The 25,988-nt window shown below is 42.6% G+C and carries 25 protein-coding genes; 4 read left to right on the top strand and 21 right to left on the bottom strand.

Translation table 11 applies throughout. The annotated features are described in order from the left end of the window. The first annotated feature begins 116 nt into the window (after positions 1-116). Complete coding sequence (locus ACNQGS_RS02135) at positions 117-1,253, top strand: SLC13 family permease (RefSeq protein WP_491486047.1); 1,137 nt, start codon at positions 117-119, stop codon at positions 1,251-1,253. Between the two features lie 47 nt (positions 1,254-1,300). On the opposite strand, the gene ACNQGS_RS02130 is transcribed toward ACNQGS_RS02135, so the two are convergent. After that, on the bottom strand, positions 1,301-1,840 hold the full coding sequence (locus tag ACNQGS_RS02130) for an NADPH-dependent FMN reductase (RefSeq protein ID WP_491485910.1): 540 nt from the start codon (positions 1,838-1,840) through the stop codon (positions 1,301-1,303). Positions 1,841-2,245: 405 nt separating this feature from the next. Between ACNQGS_RS02130 and ACNQGS_RS02125 the strand changes: the two genes are divergently transcribed. The 3 genes from ACNQGS_RS02125 to pabB all read left to right on the top strand — a co-directional run bounded on the left by ACNQGS_RS02125 (position 2,246) and on the right by pabB (position 5,320). Next, positions 2,246-2,668 carry a hypothetical protein gene (locus ACNQGS_RS02125; RefSeq protein WP_491485909.1) on the top strand — a complete coding sequence of 141 codons (423 nt, stop codon included), beginning with the start codon at positions 2,246-2,248 and terminating at the stop codon, positions 2,666-2,668. 338 nt (positions 2,669-3,006) lie between these two features. Beyond that, complete coding sequence (locus ACNQGS_RS02120) at positions 3,007-3,588, top strand: anthranilate synthase component II (protein ID WP_491486046.1); 582 nt, start codon at positions 3,007-3,009, stop codon at positions 3,586-3,588. Continuing rightward, the gene (pabB, locus tag ACNQGS_RS02115; RefSeq protein ID WP_491485908.1) at positions 3,578-5,320 is read left to right on the top strand and encodes an aminodeoxychorismate synthase component I; all 1,743 of its coding nucleotides are present in this window, start codon (positions 3,578-3,580) and stop codon (positions 5,318-5,320) included. Before ACNQGS_RS02120 ends, pabB begins: the two co-directional genes overlap by 11 nt. 48 nt (positions 5,321-5,368) lie before the next feature. On the opposite strand, the gene ACNQGS_RS02110 is transcribed toward pabB, so the two are convergent. The 20 genes from ACNQGS_RS02110 to ACNQGS_RS02015 all read right to left on the bottom strand — a co-directional run bounded on the left by ACNQGS_RS02110 (position 5,369) and on the right by ACNQGS_RS02015 (position 25,836). Beyond that, the gene (locus ACNQGS_RS02110; RefSeq protein WP_491485907.1) at positions 5,369-6,469 is read right to left on the bottom strand and encodes a DmpA family aminopeptidase; all 1,101 of its coding nucleotides are present in this window, start codon (positions 6,467-6,469) and stop codon (positions 5,369-5,371) included. 87 nt (positions 6,470-6,556) lie between these two features. Beyond that, positions 6,557-7,456 (bottom strand): acetamidase/formamidase family protein, encoded by a 900-nt coding sequence (locus tag ACNQGS_RS02105; protein WP_491485906.1) that lies wholly within the window; start codon positions 7,454-7,456, stop codon positions 6,557-6,559. A 22-nt stretch (positions 7,457-7,478) separates the two neighbouring features. Continuing rightward, positions 7,479-8,411, bottom strand: a complete 933-nt coding sequence (locus ACNQGS_RS02100; RefSeq protein WP_491485905.1) for a metallophosphoesterase family protein — start codon at positions 8,409-8,411, stop codon at positions 7,479-7,481. Positions 8,412-8,449: 38 nt separating this feature from the next. Further along, the gene (locus ACNQGS_RS02095; protein ID WP_491485904.1) at positions 8,450-10,051 is read right to left on the bottom strand and encodes an APC family permease; all 1,602 of its coding nucleotides are present in this window, start codon (positions 10,049-10,051) and stop codon (positions 8,450-8,452) included. A gap of 155 nt (positions 10,052-10,206) precedes the next feature. Then, entirely contained in the window at positions 10,207-11,145 is a 939-nt protein-coding gene (mdh, locus tag ACNQGS_RS02090; RefSeq protein ID WP_491485903.1) for a malate dehydrogenase, read from the bottom strand. A 69-nt stretch (positions 11,146-11,214) separates the two neighbouring features. Continuing rightward, positions 11,215-11,499 (bottom strand): BMC domain-containing protein, encoded by a 285-nt coding sequence (locus tag ACNQGS_RS02085; protein WP_491485902.1) that lies wholly within the window; start codon positions 11,497-11,499, stop codon positions 11,215-11,217. 1 nt (position 11,500) lies between these two features. Beyond that, positions 11,501-12,163 (bottom strand): phosphate propanoyltransferase, encoded by a 663-nt coding sequence (gene pduL, locus ACNQGS_RS02080; protein WP_491485901.1) that lies wholly within the window; start codon positions 12,161-12,163, stop codon positions 11,501-11,503. A 38-nt stretch (positions 12,164-12,201) separates the two neighbouring features. Beyond that, positions 12,202-12,486: a BMC domain-containing protein gene (locus ACNQGS_RS02075; protein ID WP_213115508.1), complete on the bottom strand. Its 285-nt coding sequence runs from the start codon at positions 12,484-12,486 to the stop codon at positions 12,202-12,204. Between the two features lie 21 nt (positions 12,487-12,507). Beyond that, positions 12,508-14,013: an aldehyde dehydrogenase family protein gene (locus ACNQGS_RS02070; protein WP_491485900.1), complete on the bottom strand. Its 1,506-nt coding sequence runs from the start codon at positions 14,011-14,013 to the stop codon at positions 12,508-12,510. Between the two features lie 35 nt (positions 14,014-14,048). Next, entirely contained in the window at positions 14,049-14,510 is a 462-nt protein-coding gene (locus ACNQGS_RS02065) for a hypothetical protein (protein ID WP_491485899.1), read from the bottom strand. Continuing rightward, positions 14,497-15,510: a phosphotransferase enzyme family protein gene (locus ACNQGS_RS02060; protein WP_491485898.1), complete on the bottom strand. Its 1,014-nt coding sequence runs from the start codon at positions 15,508-15,510 to the stop codon at positions 14,497-14,499. The genes ACNQGS_RS02065 and ACNQGS_RS02060 overlap by 14 nt, the downstream gene beginning before the upstream one ends. Before the next feature lie 22 nt (positions 15,511-15,532). Then, positions 15,533-16,795, bottom strand: coding sequence for a class-III pyridoxal-phosphate-dependent aminotransferase (locus ACNQGS_RS02055; protein WP_491485897.1), 1,263 nt, complete (start codon positions 16,793-16,795; stop codon positions 15,533-15,535). Between the two features lie 77 nt (positions 16,796-16,872). Beyond that, positions 16,873-17,649 (bottom strand): DeoR/GlpR family DNA-binding transcription regulator, encoded by a 777-nt coding sequence (locus ACNQGS_RS02050; RefSeq protein ID WP_491485896.1) that lies wholly within the window; start codon positions 17,647-17,649, stop codon positions 16,873-16,875. Positions 17,650-17,728: 79 nt separating this feature from the next. Beyond that, positions 17,729-18,487 (bottom strand): 3-oxoacyl-ACP reductase FabG, encoded by a 759-nt coding sequence (gene fabG, locus ACNQGS_RS02045; protein WP_491485895.1) that lies wholly within the window; start codon positions 18,485-18,487, stop codon positions 17,729-17,731. 231 nt (positions 18,488-18,718) lie between these two features. After that, positions 18,719-20,038, bottom strand: a complete 1,320-nt coding sequence (locus ACNQGS_RS02040) for a DUF2254 domain-containing protein (protein ID WP_491485894.1) — start codon at positions 20,036-20,038, stop codon at positions 18,719-18,721. Positions 20,039-20,164: 126 nt separating this feature from the next. Continuing rightward, positions 20,165-21,796: an ABC transporter substrate-binding protein gene (locus ACNQGS_RS02035; RefSeq protein WP_491485893.1), complete on the bottom strand. Its 1,632-nt coding sequence runs from the start codon at positions 21,794-21,796 to the stop codon at positions 20,165-20,167. Between the two features lie 123 nt (positions 21,797-21,919). Further along, positions 21,920-22,834 (bottom strand): oligopeptide ABC transporter permease, encoded by a 915-nt coding sequence (gene opp4C / locus ACNQGS_RS02030; protein WP_491485892.1) that lies wholly within the window; start codon positions 22,832-22,834, stop codon positions 21,920-21,922. A 17-nt stretch (positions 22,835-22,851) separates the two neighbouring features. After that, the gene (locus ACNQGS_RS02025) at positions 22,852-23,802 is read right to left on the bottom strand and encodes an ABC transporter permease (protein WP_491485891.1); all 951 of its coding nucleotides are present in this window, start codon (positions 23,800-23,802) and stop codon (positions 22,852-22,854) included. 28 nt (positions 23,803-23,830) lie between these two features. After that, a complete protein-coding gene (locus tag ACNQGS_RS02020) occupies positions 23,831-24,823 on the bottom strand; it encodes an ABC transporter ATP-binding protein (protein ID WP_491485890.1) in 993 nt (330 codons plus the stop codon). Continuing rightward, positions 24,820-25,836, bottom strand: a complete 1,017-nt coding sequence (locus ACNQGS_RS02015; protein WP_491485889.1) for an ABC transporter ATP-binding protein — start codon at positions 25,834-25,836, stop codon at positions 24,820-24,822. The genes ACNQGS_RS02020 and ACNQGS_RS02015 overlap by 4 nt, the downstream gene beginning before the upstream one ends. Positions 25,837-25,988: the final 152 nt, after the last annotated feature.

Below are 25,988 nucleotides of genomic sequence, written 5' to 3'. Positions count from 1 at the left end.
CTCACTTTGGGGGTCAGTCCCCGTTGCTTTAAAGCTTTAAAATTTAATTGACAGGAATCGGATTTAATCATAATGTTATCATTGTTGAAAAAATCCTAACCTTTTTGGTGATCATTGTGAAAGAATTGGTTGTTGTTCGAAAACAGAAAAGACTAAGTTTGCCCGTTTCTTTTTTTAAAAAAGACATCGTATTCACGGTTTCACTTATATTAGCATTGGCAAGCTGCTTTCTGCATCCTCCAAAGCTTGAATATATAAATCTCAAGGTTATTATAAGTTTATTTAACCTAATGCTAGTCATTAAGGCCTTCGAGGAACTGAAACTATTAGATAAATTCGCAATTTCTATCTTGAATAAATGCCATACAAGCAAAAAAGTATCCGCGATTCTCGTTTTCTTATGCTTCTTTAGCTCAATGTTCGTCACCAACGATGTTGCCTTAATAACATTTGTACCGTTAACACTGATTATAAGCAAAAAGATGAAGATCAACATGATGGAGACGATTATCCTGCAAACGATCGCGGCTAATCTAGGCAGCAGTTTGACACCAATGGGAAATCCACAGAACCTGTTCATCTTTACTTATTACGGAATAAAACCTTTGCAGTTTTTCGGGACGGTTTTTCTATTAGCTATTTTGGGAATTGTTTTACTTGGAATTCTTTTGATAAGACTAAAAGGGAAAAATTTAAATGTGGTGTTTCCGTCTTCTACTTTAAATGGAAGAAAAAAAGCGGTTGCTTGGGGAGTAGTCTTCGCCGTTATTATTGCCTCTATCTTTGGTGTGGTTAGTGACAAACTCGCCTTATTCCTGACGTTAGCGGCAGTTTGTTTGCTAGATATTCATTTATTGAGAAAAATAGATTATACCCTGCTGTTTACGTTTATTTGCTTTTTTGTTTTCATCGGAAATATATCGAATACCAGCATCGTAAACACGTTTGCAAATGAAAGTCTCGACAGTTCACATTCTGTTTTCTTTACGTCGATTCTTTTAAGCCAACTGATCAGCAATGTCCCTGCCACCCTCCTGCTGGCAAAATTTACGCCAGATTGGCAGCCGTTATTAATGGGCGTCAACATTGGGGGACTTGGCACTATTATTGCTTCACTGGCAAGTGTTATTTCATATAAACTATTCATTAGGGAGTTTCCGGAGGAAAATAAGAAATACTTAATAAAATTCAGCATTTATAATTTTTCGTTTTTAGCAGGAATAACCCTTATACAGTACTTAATTGGTGTATGAATCAGCGCCGGGAGCCGTGCCCCCGGCGTTTTACGGTTTAAATGAGTTTATTCTTTAACGAAAGCGACGAATCTTTCGACGACATCATCGACGAATTTCAACGTTGCTTCTTCTTTCAGAAGGCCTGTTTCTTCATCAAATTTCGTATGTGCCTGGCTAATCAGGATTTCGTTTCCTGCCGGCGGCAATAGCTTTGCCTGAAGTGATGCTAAGATTTCACGTATATGCAGTTGGGCTCGCAGTGTTCCTGCTATGCCCATAGTTGCACCGCCGGTCATAACCGGTTTTCCAATCAATACTTTATCGACCCGAGACAACCAATCAAGCGCATTTTTTAACACGCCAGGAATCGACCAGTTGAATTCAGGAGTAATAATAATAACACCGTCAGCTTCTTTAACCTTTCTCTTGAATTCCAATACAAGCTCAGAAGGGTTAAATTCATCATCTTGGTTATAATGCGGAAGTTGTCCGATTTCAAGAATCTCTAATTCAAATTTTTGAACGAACCTCTGCTTAATCGTTTCTACCAAACCCCTATTATAAGAATCTTTCCGTAAACTTCCCACGATTGCTACTAATTTCATTTTTGTCACACCTCTTTATGTAATAATAAAAAACGTTTACTTAAAAGATTATAGGTATAAAAAAGTTAACTTTCAACAAAGGTGCCTATCAGCAAAATCCACTTTTCGGGGACTAACAGGACCAATTGCTCATTTTAATATTTAACAACACCTTTCTTTTATAAGAAAGACTTTCACATTTCGGAAAAATATCTCTTATAATAAAACTAAAAAAACAGGACAAGTTTACTAATTCCTCCATGTGAATGTATACTAATATTTGAATTTTGTTTATTATTTAAGTGGTTTTCGTAAACTTTGTATTTTTAAATTGCAACCAGGTTGGTGAATTTCTCCGATCCCTTGAGCACTTATTGGTTACCGTACCGGTGGATTTTGCTCGGTTTCAGTCACCAATACCCTTTATTGGCTACCGTACCGATGGATTTTGTTCGGTTTCGGGTACCAATACCCTTTATTGGCTACCGTACCGTTGGATTTTGCACAGTTTCGGTCGCCAATACCCTTTATTGGCTACCGTACCGATGGATTTTGCACAGTTTCGGTCGCCAATACCCTTTATTGGCTACCGTACCGATGGATTTTGTTCGGTTTCGGTCACCAATACGCTTTATTGGTGACCGTACCGTTGGATTTTGTTCGGTTTCGGGTACCAATACCCTTTATTGGCTACCGTACCGATGGATTTTGTTTGGTTTCGGTCACCAATACCCTTTATTGGTGACCGTACCGTTGGACTTTGCACAGTTTCGGTCGCCAATACCCTTTATTGGCTACCGTACCGATGGATTTTGTTTGGTTTCGGTCACCAATACCCTTTATTGGTGACCGTACCGTTGGATTTTGCACAGTTTCGGTCGCCAATACCCTTTATTGGCTACCGTACCGATGGATTTTGTTCGGTTTCGGTCACCAATACTCTTTAGTGGTAACCGTACCGTTGGATTTTGTTCGGTTTCGGGTACCAATACCCTTAATTGGTTGCCAAACTGGTGATTTTTCAAGTGTTGTGTGTAGAAAGGCTTTTATTACCTCAAGTTTTCAATCAATTAGAGTTTATAAGAGGAAATAAGCTATTTTTTCCTAAAGTAGTGCTTTAATATGGAAAAACAAATGTTTTAGAAAAAAGAGATATTATTTAGATCTAGGTGGTGACAGTAGTTACAGTGATTTTAGTTATCGACAACTATGATTCATTCACGTATAACTTAGTTCAATACATACGCAAGTTCGGTGAGGAAGTAGTAGTGATTCGGAACGACCAGTTAACCTTGGAAACAATAGAAATCATGCAGCCTGATTCTATTTTGATTTCTCCCGGACCGGGTAATCCCGGTACCGCTGGTCTATGTTTAGATGTTGTGAAAAGATTTCATCAGGAAATTCCTATATTGGGTGTCTGCCTCGGTCAGCAAATCATTGCCCAAGCTTTTGGTGGAAACATTATAAAAGCGGCGAAGCCAATGCATGGAAAAATTTCTTCCATCAGGCATGACAAGCGTGGTGTCTTCACGGGATTGCCTTCACCGTTTCAAGTCACACGATATCATTCATTAATAGTCGAAGAATCCTCCCTTCCTTCCTGCTTAAAGATTAGCGCCAGAAGTGAGGGCGGGGAAATTATGGCCCTCCGCCATAAGGAATATAAAGTGGAAGGCGTTCAATTCCATCCGGAATCCATCTTAACGGAAAACGGAATGGATATGCTGCGAAATTTTTTTATAAAGGAAAAGATAAATGAAACATAGAGCACCTCTATTAGTCTTCGAATTTGCCGATTTATCCGGGAACATTAAGCCTTATACTTTTCAAAATCCTATTGAGGTAATTACTGCTCGTACAGTTGAGGAAGTATTACCATGCTTTCAACACCTGCAAGAATGGGTGGACAACGGTTATTATGCAGCGGGGTTTCTTTCATATGAAAGTGCGCCAGCCTTTGATTCGGCTTTCAAAGTGGCGAATGGCGGTACCTTCCCTCTGCTTTGGTTTGGTATATTTCAAGAGCCTTTGAATGAGCAGGTCAACAGTACCGGCTCCTATACCTATACGGAGTGGGCAGCATCAGTTACGATGGATCAGTATTATCAAGCGATTGATTTCATTAAGCAATCCATTGAATGCGGCGATACATACCAGACCAACTATACCATTCGGTTAAACTCTCACTTTCAAGGAGACGACCTTGCTTTTTATGGAAAACTTAAAAAAGCCCAGTCTTCGAATTACTGTACGTACATTAATACAGGTGAACATAGTATTTTATCAGCCTCTCCTGAATTGTTTTTTCACTGGAATGGCAGCGATATCGCCACCCGGCCGATGAAAGGTACGATAAAAAGAGGAAAAACATTGGAGGAAGATAAAGCAAATTCGAACTGGCTTTTTGATTCAGAAAAAAACCGGGCCGAGAACCTGATGATTGTTGACCTATTGCGAAATGATTTAGGGGTGATCGCTGAACCTGGCACGGTTTCAGTTCCAAAGCTTTTTGAAATTGAACATTATCCGACCGTACATCAAATGACCTCAACGATAACAGCAGAGTTGGCTGATCATATCAAACTTGTTGATATATTTAAGGCCCTTTTTCCATGCGGGTCTATAACAGGCGCACCGAAGATTAGCACGATGAAAATCATTTCCGACTTGGAAACGGAACCGCGTGATGTTTATTGCGGTGCGATTGGATATATCACCCCGAACAAGGAAGCTGTTTTTAATGTGCCAATTAGAACCGTTTTGATTGATCATCTTTCAGGGAGGGCCACCTACGGTGTGGGTGGTGGAATCACTTGGGATTCTACCTCTGAGGGTGAATATGAAGAAATTCTCACTAAAGCAAGTCTGCTTGAAGCGGACAATCCGGAGTTTCAATTGCTTGAAAGCTTGTTATTAGTGGATGGAGGCTATTTTCTGTTAGATGAGCACCTTACCCGTCTGAAAAATTCAGCGGAATATTTTGATTTCCAGTTTGATTGGGATGGCGTCCAAAAGGCTTTGGATGATTTTGTTAGCAGGCATAATACTGGTCAATGGAAGGTTCGGCTCTTATTGGATAAGATCGGGCGGATAACAATTGAAGGTAATCCTGTAAACCAAATGGGGCCGATTGTGAAGGCAGTCCTTGCTGATAAACCAGTAAACCGGGATCATCTTTTCCTATACCATAAAACAACCAATCGCGATATCTATAGCCAATTCCAAAATCGGAAGCCTGCTGAAGCTTTTGATGTCCTCCTTTGGAATGGAGATGGTGAGCTGACGGAGTTTACGAATGGAAATATTGTTTTGGAAATGGACGGAAGGTTTTATACTCCTCCTGTAAATAGCGGCTTACTGGCAGGAACTTATCGAAATGAACTACTAAAAAATGGTGAAATCCATGAAAAGATTTTAACCACTGCTGACCTTAAAAAAAGCACAAAGGTCTGGTTTATCAATAGTGTAAGAAAATGGCTGGAAGTACAATTTTTATAAAGTATTAAAGCAGCGAAGGTCATGCCGTCCGCTGCTTTTTCTTATTGGTTAGACTCTATTATAGTCCTTCATTATCCGCAATAGTTCCTGCTGGTCAATCGCTTCCACCTTTTGTCCATAAGGTTTAACGGTCGTCATTGTTTCCGCTGCAATTAGGGCGTTCACGACAGATTCATCAACTGCTTGGCATACGGCTTCATAAATTGGGTCAAATACCTCGTCATTTACAAACTCCATTTTCAGTTTTTCCGGTGATGATTGGGGAATCTCCATTTCATTTGCTGTTGAAAATGCAAGAAAAATATCTCCTGAACTGTTTCCTCCAGGACTTCCACTTCTACCAATGCCAATCGCCGCACGTTTGGCAACGCGCCGCAGTTGGTGTGGAAGCATCGGGATATCAGTCCCAATAATGACAATAATGGAGCCCTGCTCTTTATCTAATAGTTTTTCCTTCATCATATGTTTTCCAACCGGGACGCCTAAAATGGTTAGCCACTCACGCAATCCAAAATTGGCTTGGACAAGAACTCCTATATGATGCGTCTGACCATCGATGTTAACAACGCGAGATGATGTACCTGTTCCACCCTTAAACTCGTAGCAAATCATTCCCGTTCCACCGCCAACATTCCCTTCAGCAACGGGACCCGTTTTTGCATTATTAATCGCCGAAAGCACATGCTCTTCAGAAATATGCTGACCGTTTATGTCATTAAGGACGCCATCATAGGTTTCGGCAATGACGGGCATTGACCATAAATGGTCATTACTGAACTGTTCACCATAATGGTTTATCATCCATTTTGTGGTGGCATGATGAGCCATTCCTACCGAGTGAGTATTGGTGATGCAGATGGGGCTAAGAAAGTAGCCGGCATCGTTCACCCAATGTACCCCAGTCATCTCGCCATTTCCATTTAAACTGTAAAATCCGGCCCAAATGGGCTGCATCGTATTCTTTTTTCCTCTTGGCAGGATGGCCGTCACTCCAGTACGGATGGGCCCTTTACCGATTTGAACCGGCCCTTCTCCTTCAATAATGGTCGTAAAACCAATTTCTACTCCCGGTACATCGGTTAAGGCATTATTTTCTCCTGTCACACCAGGGAATGGCAAGCCGAGATCACGGGCACGCTTTTTACCCAAATTACAACTCCTCCTTACTGCGAACAAAAGAGGGCTCAACCCACTCCATCAAGATTTACAGAGTGAAGCGGCCCTCTCAACTTGTTCTTACTTTATTTTGTATTCGTATTTATCTAGGATCCATTGTGGGAGTTCCATCCGTGCTGTCATGAGCGGATCCACTATTTGGCAGATTCGCAAGTCACCCACAAGGGATAACAGCATTCCGGCTTCATCGGTATCAAATTCAAGCTGCTTGACAAGAAATTGATGCATATTGATTGTGGCTTGTTGGGCCGCCTCATCTAAAGTTTCAGCAGATGCAATTGTGATTAGCTTTTCTTCGCTGACAAGCATCGGCAATGGATACGATTCTCCTTTTAGAACATCGACCTTGACGGTTACTTCTCCAGGTATTTCCAATCCGCAAATAACAATTTCTCCATCAGCCATCACGGCATGCAAGTCTCCCATTGAAAGAAGGGCGCCTGGAACATTTACCGGTAAATAAAGAGTAGAGCCCTTTATGATCTGCTTGCAATCCATATTGCCGCCATGTTCGCCTGGTGTACCAGTCGGAATTTCCTCCCCGCCAGGAGCGGTACCGATAACACCAATCATCGGTTTAATAGGAATATGAATTTTATCATTGAAAATAGCTTTACCTTCCCGAATTGGAATAACTTTTGTCGTTTCGCCCGACACATAATCCCGTAAAACACCAAGCTTTGGTGTCGTCGTCATGACACCTTTTTGGTCTATTTTAATATCCAATATCTCTACTTTTAGAATATCCCCCTGCTCCGCCCCTTCTACATACAAAGGACCTGTGGCGGGGTTGATCTGGTCCCAGCCGACCGAGCTGAACAGCTGATCCTCCCGCTGGATTTGATTGCTAAAGCAGTCATACGTTTCGAACAACACCGTGCTGCCAGCCTGAACTTTTTTAACAGGCTTATTGTTCGGTGACATCGTCAGTACGCCTTGTTCCTTGCGAATGATTTCCATGGTTACAACTCCCTTAAAAAAATTACCCCGCTGTCAGTGTATAGGACACCTGTCCATCAGCACCGACATCCACCAACGCGCCCCTTAGCAGGCCTTGGTCATAGTCTGTTCCGGCGTTAATGCATATGGTTTTCCCTAATGTCGTTACACCGCGGCTTTCATGAACATTTCCGTGCAAAGATAGGAGCGGCTGATATTTTTCAATCGCCTCGCGCACCGCTTTGCTTCCTGCTGGACCGGTTGCCAGGGAATCCCCATCAAGTACAGGCTTTAACTCATCATCATATAAGGTCCCTTGATCTAAGTCAGTATCATAAGGAGGGATATGAATATTAAAAATGCAGCGATTCATGTCCTTCACCTGCGCGGCCAATTGTTCGATTTTCTCTGCCAGCTCTTCCTCGCTAAATTCACGCGGGTACTTAAACACACTAGGCTTTCCGCCACCCACAGAGAGAATCTCAAACCCATTTACTTCAATAATTTTCCCATCACCGTTTGCGACAAAACTTCCCGCGTTGATCAGTTCATCTAAATAAAAATCATCGACACTTCCAGGAATCAAGATACAGGGAATTCCTGCCGCCGAAAATCGCTCATCTGCCAACCGAATCCACTCCCGCAGGACTTCAATCTGCTTCTCTTTGATGATCAGCTCGGCATCATTTTCATTTAAACGATTTAATTCATCCTCTGAAACTAAGAAGGGATAGAATCCGGCATCCCTAAGATTTCGCTCCAGGTCTGGCAATTCCCTCTCTTTTTTCACTTTAACGGTTGAGCCGTAATACCGGCAAGTATAAACGCCGTTTTTTTCCACAATTGGAACAACCATTTTTCCGGTTAAATCCCCTCCAAAAATAACTAAGTCAGCTTTATAAAACTTCCCGGCATTAGTGAATTTTCGGAAGGCTGTTTCACCGCCATGCAGGTCTGCTGCATAAAAAATTTTCACTTAGCTCACCCCACTACATTTTTTAAAAAATGGTTTATTTAATCCGAAGGTATCTCTTGGAACTGAATATCGATATCGATTCCCTTCTTCGCATGGGACCGTTTCATCACGAAATAGACGATAATTGGGATAAACATTAAGCAGAGCGAAACCACAATCATTGTAAATGGCAAATCGCCTCTCAAAAACGGAATCAAAAGATAGTAACAAATCGAAACACTGATTGCCAGGGTTAACCAGCCTAGAATGGTGATTAAATGTATTCCTAAAAATTTAGTTTTTACAATTGGCGGTGAGGAGTTGAACAAAATCTTCTTGCGGGTTGAAAAGACAATTCCGGAAATCCCGAGGAAAATCCAAGCTAAGAACCAAGTGAAAATGGTGTACGCAATATTAGCCGTCCAAGAAGGCATGAAAATATCCAGCATTAAGAAAAACCAGGCACCGATGATGACCGTTCTCAAGGCGTACGTTGGGGAATTCGTTTTCTTGTTGAGTTCCATAAATTTACTAGGAATCAAGCGGTCAAACGACCAAGCGACAATATTACGGGAAGGACCGAAGCCAAGGCCTGCCGCTGACCCAAAGGTGGCCACCGCGAAACAGATTGCAATCAAAAAGACAAACACAGGGCTCTTCGTCATAATTCCAATCATGATCGTGATAAATGGATCATAGCCCTTAAATGGATAGGCCTCATGGCCAGCATTGTAAAGATAATACAAGCTATTGGACCAGATATCGCCAAAGTTAATATAAGACATCGCATAGAAAATCGCCCAAACGACCATTAAAATGGCAAGCGAGCCAAATAAGGCCAGAAGCTGTGATTTCTGCACGTTACGGACTTCGCCAGCGAGGTTTGCCCCAAAGGTGGAGCCTAGGGTGTTCAGAATAATGTAAGTGGAACCGGCCATGACTGTTGCTCCAAAAAGGAACTTTGTTGTGTAGCCATCTGCTTCAGCTAATTTAATGACATCGCCATAGGCCAAGCCTGTCAGATCAGTAAAATTAGCCGCAAACGTTCCCTGCCCGGTAATCAGGTTTGCAATGATAAAGACAACCGCCCCTACCAGCGTTGCACCGAGCGTTAAATAGGCCAGCCTAACCATCCACTTTGTCCCTTTATAATAGATAAAGTAGATGAACGCTAACAGTGCGGTACCAATTATTGCATGCATGATATTGCTGTTGAAAAACTCAGCCAGCCCCAGCCATGTTGCGTCATTTCCGTTAATGAGTGCTATCGAATAGAAGAATTCAACGATCGACCATTTGATAATCCAATTTAACAGAATTCCAGTCCAAGAAATGGATGTAAACGTTATCATAAAACTCGCCATCAGTCCAAGCGATGGATGCAGAATCCTACTTATATAAATATATTCTCCGCCGGAGCGCGGCATCGAGACCGATAGCAGCCAATAAAGGCCGGCAATTATAAACATCTGCGCTACCGTCAAAATCGCCCAAACCATATGGGCACCCGGATATAAAAATGGTGCCCACATAATATACACGAGTGCGAACATCAAACCCGGGTTGGCAGCAGAATAAATCATTGTGTCAATTGGGCTGATCTGTCTGGCAATTCCACCTGTTGACTTTTGTTCAAATAATGCTAGACCTGCTTTAGACATCTTTTCACCCTTCTTTCCTTAAAAATAAAAGAAAAATCACAGTGACGAGACATTCTTCACCAAAGACAATTTGCTTTCTCTAAGAAAAGAGGCTTCTTCCGCCAGTCACCCCCTCTAGATAATTAACAATATTCTGAAAAATAATTTCAAAAAAATTAATTTAACAAACACAGCAAGGATTTTACGGCTTGAGCAGATACATCGAGCCCCTCTTTTTCCTCAAGTGTGAGCGGCAATTCTATAATACTCTCAATGCCATTCCCGCCAAGAACCGCAGGGACCCCCAAATATATGTCCTGATACCCATATTCCCCATCTAAATAGGCAATCGAAGGGAGAATTCTCTTTTTGTCCTTTACGATCGCCTCGGCCATTTCTATGATTGCTGCGGCGGGGGCATAATATGCACTGCCCTGACCTAAAAGTTGAACAATCTCACCGCCGCCGTTGCGTGTCCGTTCCACAATTTTATCGATTTTTTCCTTAGAAAGGATCCTTTCCAATGGAATCCCCCCAGCATACGAAAACCTGACCAACGGCACCATCGTATCGCCATGCCCGCCCAAGACAAAGCTAGATATATCCTCTATCGACACATTTAATTCTTGAGCAACAAAGGTATTAAACCTAGCCGTATCAAGTACCCCCGACTGCCCAATCACCCTGTTTTTAGGGAATCCAGTTGTTTTGTAGCAAAGATAGGACATCGCATCAACCGGATTGCTAAGGACTAACACATAACTATTCGGAGAATAGTAGGCGATATCTTCAGATACTTCCTTGATGATTTTTGCATTTATTGAGACTAAGTCATCCCTGCTCATCCCAGGCTTACGGGGGGTTCCGGCAGTAATAATGACGAGGTCTGCGTCTTTCATATCTTCATAGTTTGAGCTGCCTTTTATGATAGAATTATATTTCTGCACGGGGCCTGCTTGGAGTAGATCTAATGCCTTCCCCTTTGTCGGATTTTCCTGAGAAGGAATATCCAACAGGACAATGTCTCCCAACTCCCTTTGGGCGAGCATCAAAGCGATTGTCGTCCCGGTATGGCCTGCCCCGATGACGGCAATCTTTATTCGTTTGAAGGACATAATCATCCTCCTTTCTTGCATCTAGTCCGTTTAAGATTTTTTCTCTGAATTGTCTTTAATCTTCTCTTGTTATTTAACGTTAGACTTCTCCATAAATAACTGCGGCAGGCTTTCATCAGGATGTGGAATGACATGAAATGCAATTAAAGAACCTTTTTTTCTGGCCATATCCGCCCCTGCTTCGACCGCTGCCTTTACGGCACTGACATCCCCTTCTACTACGATCGTAACGAGAGCCGGGTCGACCATATTTTGTTTGACAAGCTGGACAAATGAGGTTTTTACCATCACATCTAATGCTTCAATGGAGGTAGCCAGCCCTCTTGTTTCAATCATTCCTAAAGCTTTTGCCAACTCACCTCACCTCTTCCACGTCTCTTTTCACCAGTTTCCCTGTCTGCCCGCTTACAATTAACCCAGCATTCGCTTCATCGGTATCGATATGCATTTCCAAAATATACTTAGGTGAAACTCGAATCTGCACCCTTTCATATCTGATCGGCCGAATTAGATGACCAACCTCCACGGCAACATATTCCCCGTCCTCCACACTAAATTGGATTGCTTGTTCTGGCGGCATATGGATATGTGCTTGGGCGATAATCAATCCTTTTTCCAAAAATAAACTGCCATTTGGCCCAATAATGGTTACCGGCGAAGACCCTTCCAAGTCCCCTGATTCTCGGATTGGCGGTTTCAATCCAAGCTTAATCGCGTCAGTTTGACTTACCTCTACCTGTGTTTCCCTCCGTAATGGCCCAAGAATCCGAACTCTTTCAATGCTCCCCTTCGGTCCGGCAATGATGACGGTCTCATTTGTAGCGAATTGCCCGGGTTGCGACAAATCAGCCTTTTTCGTTAACTGATAACCCTTGCCAAAAAGGAATTCCAAATCCTTTTCCTTTAAATGACAATGCCGTGCCGATACACCAATAGGAATACAGGCACCATCATGAGGACTCTGCTGCAGCCGCCTTATTACTTCCTCAACAATCCGTTTTGTTAGTTCTTCCTTCATCCTCTTAACCTCATTTTTTCATCTCTGGAATTAAAGGTCTATCCCTCAATCTTCGGTAATACGAGCTGCAATTCAGTATGCGGCCTTGGAATGACATGAACTGAGAGAAGTTCGCCCACCCGCTGTGCCGCTTCACTGCCTGCTTCTGTCGCGGCTTTAACCGCGCCGACATCACCTGTTACTAACACAGTCACAATTCCGCCGCCAACATGGACTTTCCCTACAAGATTTACGTTCGCTGCTTTTACCATCGCGTCGGCCGCTTCCAATGAAGCTACCAAACCTCTTGTTTCAATCATGCCAAGTGCACCATTTATCGCCATACACTATTCCTCCTAAATGTACTAAGATTTTTGATATTGTTCTATTACACTCTTAACTAACTGGGTAATCATCTCTTTGTCTATCTCCATCCGGTTCTTGCTTGCTTTATCCAAGACCTGTTCGACGATTTTGTCACTGCTGTCGATTTTTTCAATCGATTGTGCAGGCTTTGGAATTGGTACATCCTTTATTCCGTAAGCGATTCGTTTAATATTAATCAAATGCCTTGCTGTGATGTTGTCTCCCGTGATGTTGCCGCCGTATGACCCGCACCCTAGTGTAAGCGAGGCGGTCAATCCTGTCGTTGCACCTGCAGCGCCAATCGATGCCAGTGTGTTTACTAAAATTCTAGAGACGGGCATTTCAAGGCCAAACATTTTGGCGACATTCTCATCATTGGTATGAAGGGCGAGGCTATGGCCCCTGCCTCCAATATTCAACAATTCCTTGCAGATTCTTTTCGCCTCTTCCACATCCGCAGCTGTATATAGAGCAAAAATCGGAGCAAGTTTTTCAATTGAAAAAGGGATTTCCTTCCCAATCGATTCTTCCTCAGCAATTAACAATCGTGTCCCACTTGGTACCGTTAGGCCAGCCATGGCGGCAATTTTTACGGCAGACCTTCCAACAATCGCTGGATTCAATTTTCCTCGTGTTGGAGAAATCACGTTTTCGACCAATGACTTTTCTGAGTCAGTTAAAAAGTAGGCACCATTGTTTTTTAATTCTCTTATCGTCATTTCTTTCACGTTTTTGTGGACGACAATCGCCTGCTCGGTCGCACAAATCGTGCCATTATCAAACGTTTTGCTGTCAACAATCATCTTGACTGCTTTGTTGATATTCGCGGAACGATCAATATAAACCGGAACATTCCCTGGTCCGACACCGTAGGCAGGTTTTCCAGAACTGTACGCTGCCCGGACCAGCCCGCCGCCGCCTGTTGCTAGGATTAATTGGATATCTTGATGGTGCATCAGTTCCGTTGTTGCCGGCATTGTCGGTCTGCTGATCCAGCCGATTAACGCTTCAGGTGCGCCTGCCTCGGTGGCGGCATCTCGGCATACCCGAAGCGCCTCCACTGTACACTTTACCGCCGAAGGATGCGGGCTGACGACAATCGCATTTTGCGATTTTAATGAAATAAGTGTTTTAAAAAATGCCGTCGAGGTTGGGTTCGTCGTTGGGATGATCCCGGCAATAACACCGAACGGGTAGGCGATTTCCGTGATTTTTTCTTTTTTGTCTGTTCTGATGATACCTACCGTTTTTTCTTCCTTGATAGATTCATAGACTCCCAGTGAGCCTAAGTCGTTTTTAATTTTTTTATGTTCAACCACACCCATTCCTGTTTCCTCAACGGCCATTTGCGCTAATCTTTCAGAAGCTTGATAGGCAGCTTGTGCGGTTTGCTTGACGATGCGGTCGACCTGTTCCTGGGAAAATTCCTGAAACCTTGCTTGCGCTTCCTTTGCCCTGCTGACAGCTTCCTTCATTTCTTGAATAGAATTCAAATCTGTATCCATTTGCAAAAACATTCTCCCTCCCTTCATCTATCTTGTTAATCATGATGCGGGAAAAATTTCACCTGCCCTTGTCCCTCTTCCAAACTTTCAGTCTTAGTCCCTAAACGTTTCCAGCTCGATAATTCCTCTTTTGTTAGTGGAGGATAATCAGACTGCCCGCCTGCATCTGCCTGTGGTCTCCTGTTAAAGCCAATTGACGCGGAAATATTCTTCCAGTTGTTGATTTCTTCCTCTGACAGGGGAGCGAGGTGAGTTCTTTCCTTAGAAAAACCTATAACTGAAGAAATTTCTTTCCATTTTTTAAAATCATAATCTGACAACGGCGGATATTCCGGGCTTTTGTTTTCTTCATGAGGACTTGTGTTCCAATCGTTGGATTGGGACGGACCCGCGTATTCTTCCAGCTTCGAAAGTACTAATCTGGTAATCTTTTCGACCAATTCGGCATCCATTGTATCACCACCTAAAACTGCCACAGGTTTCTTATATTTTTCCATCTCGTAAATACTTTTCTGCTAATCCATCGGTATCTTCTGTAAAGCCACTGCCCAATTCTCGTGTTGTCTCATTATCTCGGCTGCCAACCCAGGCAATCAGCTGAAGCCGCCGCATCAGTATAAAAGAAGGGATTTCTTGTTCTTCTTCCTCCGAAAGAGGGCGGACACTTCGATAGCCTTTTAACCATGAAGCAATGAGTTCCGGGACATATGGCTTATGTTCAATAAAGCTTAAGGATGTTGCAAGATCATATAAATACCAGCCAAAACCACAATCATCAAAATCAATTACTTTGATTTGATCCCTTTCAACTAAAAGATTTGCAAGTCGTAAATCAGAATGGATGAGGCCGTAACGGGTTGGGGCTTTGCCAAATCGTTCTAATCTCGTTTTGATCTTATCGGATACCTTAGTGAATAATTCTGCCCGCTCTGGCGTTATCCCTAGCCCATCCTGCCATTTTCCCCACTTTGGCGAATGGCCAAGGATGGTATCGTAATCCCAAGTAAGCCTTCGTACATGAAGTAGTTGTTCCCAATTGGCAATACTGTGTTCATGCAGCTGGGCTGTAATCGCACCAAGCATTTCAAATTGGCTGATCAGCTCCTGCTGATTATCTTCATTAGGTGCCTCACCTTCCAAAAACGTGAAAAGCGTACAGTGGTAGTCCGTGTTGTCATAGTTAACGACTTGAATATATTCCCCATTTCCTCCAGATACCGGCAAGGAGACCTGGATAGACGAATGCTGGTCAATCGACCTTAACCACTCCAGTTCACTTTCTACTTCTATTATAGTGTGATACCCGGGGCGTCCCACACGCAGAATATATTTTTCTCCTTTGACAGAATCTGTAACAAGATAGGTAGCATTCTCGGAATAGTTTAATAGTTGAATAGAAGCTTGCGATAAAAAGGGATAATAAGGAATAGCGGCTTTGGCAATTTGATTAAATTTTTCCATGGATTCCTGTAAAGGATCAATTGAGGAGCTGCCCATATTCATTACTCCTTTCGAGTTGTTAACTGTAGCTGAAAACCGATTTAGCTGCTTGTTCGATGCTTGCCTCGCATTTTGACAGTAACTCATCACAATATTCTTTATCGCAAAGCAAACCAGGTTTAAATTGCAGTACCCTATTATCGAGCATCGAGTAAATAGCCCACACGCCATTTTTGTAAAGTTCCTGCATGACATAAAGGGCGCCTTGCGGATGATTGAACTCAAGCCCCATCACCACGCCCAGTTGGCGGATGCCGACAAAAAAGTCTGGATGCTGCTTCTTGATGGTTTCTAATCCTGTCCGCAAGTAGCGGGCCACAAAATCAACGTTTTGCTGAACTTCTTTCCGCTGTGAGATTTCAAGCACCTTCATCGCCACAATACAGCCCAGCTCCGAGCCGCCAAAAGTCGAGATATGGGCAAAGCCATCTTCATTCATCCAATTCCCAGCTTGTTTGCTGACGACGGTTGCGGCAATTGGATAAATTCCGCCGCTAAAGCCTTTAGAGGTCACGAGAATATCTGGTTCAACCCCATAATGTTCAATACCCCAGAGCTTACCAGTCCGCATTAAACCAGTTTGCACTTCATCGGCGATATATAAAGTCCCGAATCTTTCACACAACCTTTTTACAGCGGATAAATAGCCACGTTCCGGCATCGGGAACCCATAGGTTGCAGGGATGGTTTCGATAATGACACAGGCGACATCTTCATTTCTGAGTGCCTGTTCCATGGCATCCAAATCATTGAAGGGAACATGAATAAATTCCGACGGGTCACCCTCACTTAGAAACATTCGAGAATACCGTTCATTTCCCAAAGAGACGGCGAGGCCTGTGTGACCGTGATAGCCATTTATAATAGAAACAATTTTCTTCCGTTTCGTTGCATAGCGGGCACATTTCAAGGCCACATCAATAGCCTCGCTTCCTCCAGCAGATAAAATGGAATAATGAAGGCTGTCAGGTGTACATTGTGAGAGTTTTTCCGAGAGGCGTGCACGCGTCATGGCCGGAAAGTGGTGATTACCAATATCAAATTCATCCAATGCTTCTTTCAAAGTGGCAATAATTTCTGGATTGCGGTGACCGAGATTATAAGTTCCTCCATTTAAATGGACATCCATTAATTTCTTGCCTTCCATATCATAAAAGTAATATCCTTCCCGTTTCCCCATCACCAAGTCAATGCCATCTTTTTGCCATTGGCTGGTTTTTCCCGGGTTCCACCATTTAATAGAGCGGTCAAGGATTGCATTTTTACTGCCAAATTCAATCATATTCGTTTCTCCTTATCTCTCAAAGCGTTTAGTTATGATGGTTATCACATCTTTAATTTTTGAAATTCAGGATTTCTCTATATCTCATCAGCCACAATTAATTCAACGCCACGGGCCGCTACTATTTTCTTCCACTCTTCTGGGCAGCTTTGGTCTGTGATAATCCTGGATGCATCCGTAATGGAGCACATATATGCAAAGGTAGTTTTTCCAAACTTGGATTGATCAGCAAGGACAATGACTTCTTCGGCGCGCTCCATCATTTTCCGAGAAATGCTTGATCCGCTGATATCATAATCTGTAATTCCGTTGGCAATGGAAATCCCGCCTGCACAAACAAAGGCTTTATCGGCACGAAGCATTTCGAGCATCCGTTCGGACAGCGGCCCGCTCATATATTTCTGGTTTCTTTCAATTTCGCCGCCGATAAAAATGACTCGGCCCTTAAAACTGTCCATAGCCGCAAGCATGACTGGAACAGAATGGGTAATCAGAGTAATATCCTGCTTATCTGCAAGGAACGGAATCATGTCCAGCGGAGTCGTTCCGTTGCCAATCATAATGACGTCGCCGTCTTCCACTAGGTCTGCGGCCGCCTTACAAATGGCTTGTTTCTCTTTTTGGTTAATCGTTGTTTTTTCATCAAAAGGCAGTTCCCAGCTATGAATCTTATTTTTGACGGCACCACCATATACTTTTTTTAAATAACCTTCCTTTTCAAGCCGGTCTAGGTCGCGGCGAATTGTTTCATCGGAAACATGGAGAAGGTTGGCCAAGACGCGCACCTGGACCTTTTCTTCCTTTTCTAAAGATTCCATAATGGTTGTTTTTCGTTCTTCATAGGATAAAGACATATCTAGTACCACCTACTAAGCACAGAATTGGAACCTTTATTCTAGTAAAGGTGTTAGTTTTTCAAAAAATAACTCGTAATTAATTTTCAGGTAATATTTGTCCGCCATCGACTATGATCGATTGTCCAGTGATAAAGCCTGCTTCTTTAGTGGCCAAGAACAGGGCTGCATAGCCAATGTCTTCAACGGTGCCAAGCTTTTTCATTGGGATGGCCGAGGCCATTTCTTCTAGGTAGTCATCACCTAGACCTTCGAGTCCTTCTGTTAAGACATTCCCTGGCAGCACAGCATTCACGGTAATTTGTTCGCCAGCCAGCTCTAAGGCGGCAGTTCGCATGAACCCCAATTGCGCCGCTTTACTAGCCGCATAATGAGACCAACCCGGATAGCCGGTAACAGGACCAGTAATCGACGAGGTAATGACAATTCGTCCGTATTCAGCTTGCTTGAGATATGGGATGCACGCTTGTACAGCGTGGAATGTACCCTTCGCGTTGGTATTCATGACAGTATCCCAATCTTCATTTGTCATCGTCTCCAGCGGAGCAGATGGAAAAATCCCGGCATTGGCGCACAATACATCAATACCGCCAAATGTTTCATGGACCTCTTTCACTACAGCCTTCATCGAGTCACGATTTTGGACGTCACCTTGGAATGCCACAACTTTTACATTTTTGCTGTCTAATTCTGCTGCACATGCTTTGGCGGCCTCTAAATTTCTTGCGACAACCGCAACATTGGCACCGTGCTTGGCAAACACGCGGGCAATCCCTTTCCCAATCCCCTTACTGCCACCCGTAACGATAACCGTCTTACCCTGCAATGAACTATACATCTTAACAGCTCCTCTACCATTTAAATATGAATGGGCTATTTTATAAAACAACAACAAACCAATATTCATTTTGAATGAAGGTGTGGGATGTTCTGTGAGATCTTGTGGATTTTAAGATAGTAAATATGTATGAGAACTGGGGACAGAATATTCAGTTTATAAAAAATAGTTGTCTCATTAAAAAAAGCCCATTGACTGGGCTCTTTGATTTAATAATATGTAGAGGTTTTTTTAAAGAACTTTAAATTCTTGCTGTCGTTTGCATGCCTTAGCAAGTTTCAAAAGCAAGTCATTTAGGTAGCGGCGGTCAAGTGAAATTAATGTTTCATTTTGAATCCCTTCCAAAATATAAGAGGTAAATTCCCAAACGGTATTTTTAACAGTAGATTCATTGGTTTCAGCAATAATAGTCAGGGCTTTTAGAATGGCACGGATGATTGAAATATCTTTTTGACCATAGTGACGTATTTGATAAAAGCTTAGGTATAAATAATCTGAAAATAGCAGCTCCCTAGTAAGGAGCCTTACGGTGCCTTGTTCATCATATTTTATGGGCTTTGGTAGTTGTTTTTGGCCTAACTCTTCCAAAATACTGCCAATCTGTTCAATACAATTAACAGCGGTATTTGGATCGTTCACAGCAGGCGAAATGGCACGCAAAGCGATTTCAACTAGCTTTTTTAGGCCAAATTCAACATTATGGTAAGGTGACCGAGTGGGACCGATAGAAAAGCAAGGGGACAGTTCATTTATGAGCCCCTCTTCTCTCATGTTCCATACTGAAAACAAAGGTGAACCTTGGTTAACGAAATCAGCCTGTTTTTTTTCGATTCGAATAATACCATTATTACGAACTGCCACTTCCAATAAGGCATCTTCATTAATATCCTCTAAATATCCAGTTTCCGTGGCTTGTATTATAATTGGATCATGTTTTTCGAGAGATTTAAAATCGTATTCCTCTCTTTGATCATCCACATTTTCGCCTATTGAGTATTTTTCTTTAATCACCTGTTTTGCTTCAGAAGAAATTCGAAATATTAAATGACCGACTTGAATCCAATTGGAGGTATGATGGACAAAAAAGATGAAAGCGGCTAAGCAGATTATGGTTACAAGTATCGCGAATGAAGGCGACAGGAATGTGGTCTTTTCCTCTGTTTCTCTTAACAACAAAAGAAGGATGACAGAATATACAAAACCACCGACAAAACTTCCCAAAACACGCTGCGTGCTGTGGTCGGTAATAAAATTTTGCAATGTCCGTGGTGAGAAGTTGGACAAAAACGTCGTTAGAACAACTAATATCGAGGAGAACGTAATAGTTGTCATCGTTAAAAGCGCCGAGGAAATGGAACCCAGTACGGTTTGAGCTAATCCCTTATCGGAAAGTAAAAGATTTGGTACATATTTTGAAATATCAGGGTGGTCCGATAAAAAATAGTCAAAACGAATCGTCAGAATGGCCAATAAAAAGGCGGCCAAGCTATAAAGAGCTGGTAAATACCAGAAACTGCCACGAATATGTCTCCATAAAGTTAATAGTTTCATCATTTCTACCTCTACTTCTGTAAAACAAGTTTTATCATATCTAGTCTTGCCAAAAGGTTGGTATCGTAAAATAGGTAAAAACGTAGAAAACCAGCAGAGGACTGACCCCCGCTGGTTTTCTTGGTGTTATTTCTCAATCTGCCATTCATTCACATTATAGAACATGCCGAATTGTTTAGGTTGTCCAACTTTGACCTTCTTGTTTACAGCACCCATTAGGTAGTCTGCATACAATGAGAGCGTAGGCAGATCTTCGTGCAAAATTTCTTGGACTTTGTCATAAATCACTCTGCGCTTTTCTGGATCTGGTTCTGATTTACCTTGAGTTAACAAATTATCAAGCTCAGGATTACTATAGTCAGCAAAATTATAGGTTGCACCAGTAGCATAGAATGTACTTACATCCGGATCAATTTGGTACGGAATTCCTAGGAACATAATATCAAAGTCATGCTTAGCACCTTTTTGCATATGAGTTGGGAAATCGAACTTTTGAACCTGAATGTTTAACCCTACTGCTTTTAAATTTTCTGCAATAATAACAGCGGATTGCTCACGAACTTGGTTGCCGATTGGAACATTGACTCGAATTGGCTTGCTCTTATCCCAGCCTGATTCTGCAATGAGCTTCTTTGCTTTTTCTGGATCATACTGGTAATTCTTAATGTTTTTATCAAAGTATGGATGGATCTTTGTGTATGGTCCATCAATGATTTCTGCTTTTCCTTTTAAAAGCTTCTCAACAATTTGCGGACGGTTAATCGCATAAGCGATCGCTTGGCGCATCTTAGCATCAAATGTTTTTGTATTCAGGTAGATTTCCTGCCAATCATAGCCCTTTGGATCATTTGTTGTGACATTTGCCATATTTTTCACTTTTTCAATATCTTGAATGGCGATTGCACCGGTAGAAGGATAGTTGATATGAATTTCGCCAGTCTGCAGCTGCGCTGTAATGTTTGCTTGTGGAACCACCTTAAAGAAAAGCTTTGCTGTCTTCGGTGCACCACGATAATAATTTGGGTTCGCCTTAAGTTCTACACTGGATTCCCCGCTGAAGTTAACAAGGGTATAGGCACCGTTGGAAACGGTTGGTTTTAACATAAATGGATCTTGATGAAGTGTTGCCGGATCCTTATCCTTTAGGATATGGCTTGGTACAGCTCGGAAATTGATTAAGCTCCCTTTTAGATAGTTCGGGTCCGTCGGTTTTTTGGTATGAATGATAAAAGTTTTCTCATCGACGATTTCGATTCCCTTAACAGTCTTTTCTCCTTTAGCCAGCTGGCCATTTTCATCCAAGCCATCAATCACATTAAGAGTTTTCAAGCCGGAACTTTGAACCGCAGGATTGGCTAGAAGGTCAAACGTAAATTTAACATCTTCAGACGTAACAGGCTTCCCATCTGTCCAATTTGCTTTAGAATTGATTTTAATCGTAAACGCTTGGTTATCCTTTGTTTCAAAGCTTTCTGCCAGCTTATTTTGAAAATTCATGTTTTCATCTGGCTCAAAGAAAGGATCAAATAGAATATTTGCCAGTGTAATGGCACCCAAGTCACGGGTATTAATCGGATTTATCGCACCGATAGCGTTTGAAACACCTACAACAATGGTATCACCAAATTGTGCTGAGCCGCCGCTCTTCCCATTTTCCTTCGGTGTGCTTGATGCACTGTTAGAACCTGAACATGCGCTTAAAAATAATAGCAAAGCAATTGATAATAACGTTAAAAACTTTCCTTTCAGCTTCTTCATTCCCGTCCCTCTTTTCATTTATTATTGGAATGCTATATTATTGGGGGCTGTGCCCCCAATTGTGTAACGCGTTAATGTGATGGGGGTCTGACCCCCACTGCGTTAATGCGCTAGTACCTATTGTTATTTCAATGTTTTCGGATCGAGAGCATCCCTAAGGCCATCACCGATAAAATTGATAGCTAACACAACAATGACAATCATTACCCCGGGAGGAACCCATAGCCATGGCTGGTCGGTTAAGACCGTTAATGATTGGGCATCTGTCAGCATGTTGCCCCAGCTTGCTGTCGGCGGTTGTACCCCCATCCCGAGGAAGCTTAGAGATGCTTCTACGATAATGGCTGCTGCTATGCCAAATGTAGCTTGGACAAGAATTGGAGCAATTGCATTCGGCAAAATATGCTGGAATAAAATCCTTGGTGTACTTAACCCAAGCACAACCCCCGAATTGACATAATCAACATGTTTCAGCGAAAGGACCGTTCCGCGAACCAATCTGGCAACGGCCGGCCAGCCTAAAAGCCCCAAAATCCAGATGATATTAAACAGGCTTGGCCCCAAAATACTAACCACCACAAGAATTAACATCAATCCTGGGAATGACATGAAGACGTCTGTCAACCGCATTAACAAAATATCGACCCATCCGCCAAAATAGCCGGAAACCGCACCTAAGATTGTTCCAATAAGGGTGTATATAAGAACTGCTCCTAGTCCGACTGCCATCGAAACCCTTGAAGCATAGATAAGGCGTGTGAAAAGATCTCGTCCGACTTGGTCGGTTCCTAACCAGTGCTCAGCAGATGGTGCTGCAGAGAATTCGTCATAAACCTGATATGGGTCCTTTGGTGCAATAGCCGGTGCAAAAATAGCTATCAGGATGATTAACAACATCAAAATACTGCCTGCTACGGCCAAGCGATGTTTCATAAAGCGTTTAAGTATTAGTTGTAAAGGAGTTTCCTCTCCACCAGTCTCTGTATGAGAAATGGGAGGTTCAACGTCCTTCTTAATATTTGTTTCAAGCATTGGCATACCGTGTTCCTCCTTTCCTATTTATACTTAATGCGCGGGTCAACAAACGAATAGACAATATCTGTTACTAGATTGGCAAACAGAACCATAAATGCAGTTAATAGATTAAGAGCCATCAAAGTTGGATAATCCCTAGACATAATCGACTGGATGGTCAACTGACCCATTCCCGGCCACTGAAATATCTGTTCGGTGATGACCGCTCCGCCTAGCAAGAAAGGAATCTCCATACCAATGATCGTAATAATCGGAATCAAAGCATTTTTTAAAGCATGTTTATTGGTGACAACAAATTCCTTTAATCCCTTCGCTCTCGCCGTCCTTAAATAATCCTGCCCCATTACCTCCAAGAGACTTGCCCGGACATAGCGGACATATTGTCCGGAAATTCCGACAGCGAGCACGATAACCGGAAGAATTAAATGCTGCACCTTATCCAGGAAATTTTCTTCACTGCCGAGGGTGGACATGCCCCCAGCCGGCAGGACCTGCAGTTGTACAGCAAAAATATAAATGAGACCCAATCCCAGGAAGAAATGCGGGATGGAAATTCCAAAAAACGAAGTCCCTGTCGCCAAATAGTCAAGTTTGCTATATTGCTTGACAGCACTTAATATCCCAATCGGAAGGGCAATAATTAATCCGACTATAAGGGCTAGTCCCATTAATTCAAATGTCGGGCCAAGCCTTTCGAAAATCATCTTCGATACTGGTTCATAGGTTGAAAATGAATAGCCTAAATTGCCTTGCGCAAGATTACCAAGCCAGTGGAAAAATTGGATGTAAAGCGGATCATTCAAGCCAAGCTGCTCCTTCCTCATTTCCAGCAGCTCAGGTGATGAATTGGGGTCGACGTACATATCAACCGGGTTTCCCGGTGCCATATTAATGATGATAAAGTTGACAACCATAACCCCGAATAAAACAGGGATGGCAATTAAAAGCCTGCGGATAATATAGGGAACCAAATTTTCACCCTCTTTCAAAAACTAGAATTTATGCATCGTTAACCGCGAAGCAGGCAACGCTATGTTCCTTTCCTTTGAGAACAGGTCTTTGCTCCCGGCAAATCGCCGTTGCAATTGGGCAGCGTGTATGAAAACTGCAGCCGCTCGGCGGGTTGGCCGGACTTGGCACATCGCCTGCAATAATGATTCTTTCCTTCGACCTTAATTCAGGGTTTGGAATCGGATAAGAGCTTAACAATGCTTTTGTATAAGGATGCTGGGGATTTCGGAAAATATCTTCCGTTTTTGCTACTTCCACAATTCTCCCCAAATACATGACAGCAATCCGGTCACTAATATACTTTACAGCTCCTAAACCATGGGCAATAAATAAATAGGTTAAGTTGAATTCTTTTTGCAAATCCTTTAACAGGTTTAAGATTTGCGCCTGAATGGACACGTCCAAAGCGGATACCGGCTCATCGCAAATGATCAGTTTGGGATTTAGGGATAAGGCCTTGGCAATCCCGATCCGCTGCCGCTGGCCTCCAGAAAATTCATGCGGGTACCGATTTTTATAGCTTTTTGGCAAACCAACCAATTCTAAAAGCTCGTCCACCCGTTTATGAATGTTTTCTTTTTCTACCACTTGATGAATTCTCATCGGTTCTTCAAGAAGGTCTTTGATTCTTTTCCTTGGATTAAGTGAAGAATATGGGTCTTGAAAGATAATCTGCAGGTCCCGGCGCAGCCCTTTCATCGTAGCCCTGTCAGCAGCAGTGATTTCTTTTTCCTGAAAATACACCTTACCCTCTGAAGCATTTTCGAGCCTCACCAGCGTTTTCCCAATGGTTGATTTCCCGCAGCCCGACTCTCCTACCAAACCGAGTGTTTCACCTTCGTTAATATAAAAGTCGACCCCATCTACCGCCTTCACGTGACCAACCGTTTTTGAGAAAACACCCTTTTTAATAGGGTAATAGGTTTTTAATTTTTCTACTTTTAGTAAAGGAGTCATTTCTTTTTCAATCATGGTGGTCATGTGAATATTTCCTCCTTTGGTTTATCGGAGTTTGCCCTTAAATCGTCTTCCTCGGTTAACCAGCACCTTACTTTATGCCCTACTTGAACATCCTTTAATTTTGGCTGTTCCTGTTTGCACCGTTCCGTTGCATACGGGCATCTTGTATGGAACCGGCAGCCTGCCGGCATATGCTTGATGCTAGGCACTGAACCTGGGATTGATGCGAGGCGTTCTTCACTTTCATATTCCAAATGTGGAATGGAGGCCATTAACCCTTGGGTATATGGATGCTTTGGCTCCTTAAACAGTGTGAATACATCAGCTTCCTCCACAACTTGGCCGGCATACATGACAATCACGCGGTCTGCCATTTCCGCTATCACCCCTAAATCATGGGTAATCATCATTATGGCGGTATTGGAATCCTTTTGCAGGGTTTTCATCAATTGGAGAATTTGCGCCTGAATCGTTACGTCCAGGGCGGTTGTCGGCTCATCCGCAATCAACAGCTTTGGTTTGCAGGCAAGCGCCATCGCAATCATCACCCGCTGCCGCATTCCTCCTGACAACGCATGCGGGTATTCCTTCATGATCTCATTCGCCCTTGGAATTCCAACCTTTTTTAACATTTCAATGGCGTATTCCTTTGCGTCCTTTGGATTCATTTTTAAGTGAAGCTTGATTCCTTCCATCATTTGGTTACCAATTGTAAAAACGGGATTTAATGAGGTCATCGGTTCCTGAAAGATCATCGATATCTCATTTCCCCTGATATCTCTTAAACGCTGATTGGACACTTTTGTCAGGTCTTCATCTCCGAAAAGAATCTGGCCCTTTTTTACTTTTCCATTTTTTCCGAGCAATCCCATGATTGATAAGGATGTGACACTTTTTCCACAGCCTGACTCACCCACGATGCCGATCGTTTCTCCAGGCTTGACTGAAAAACTCACCTCTTCAACTGAAATCACTTCTTCATGTTCTGATTCAAATGCAATTTGTACATGGTTTACTTCCAGTAAAGGTTTCATTCCTTCACCCCTCTTTCTAAAAACTATCAATTTTGAAAATTTTCGGAACATTCCAATCGGTTAACATAATTTTAATAAAAGTAGTTGTATAAAAAAAAGGGACCTACATTGACATTTCGTATCATTAATTGACAAACAATATTAGAATTTTG

The organism is Neobacillus sp. PVCKKU3 (assembly GCF_058323225.1).
This window is presented reverse-complemented; position numbering and strand designations above follow the sequence as displayed.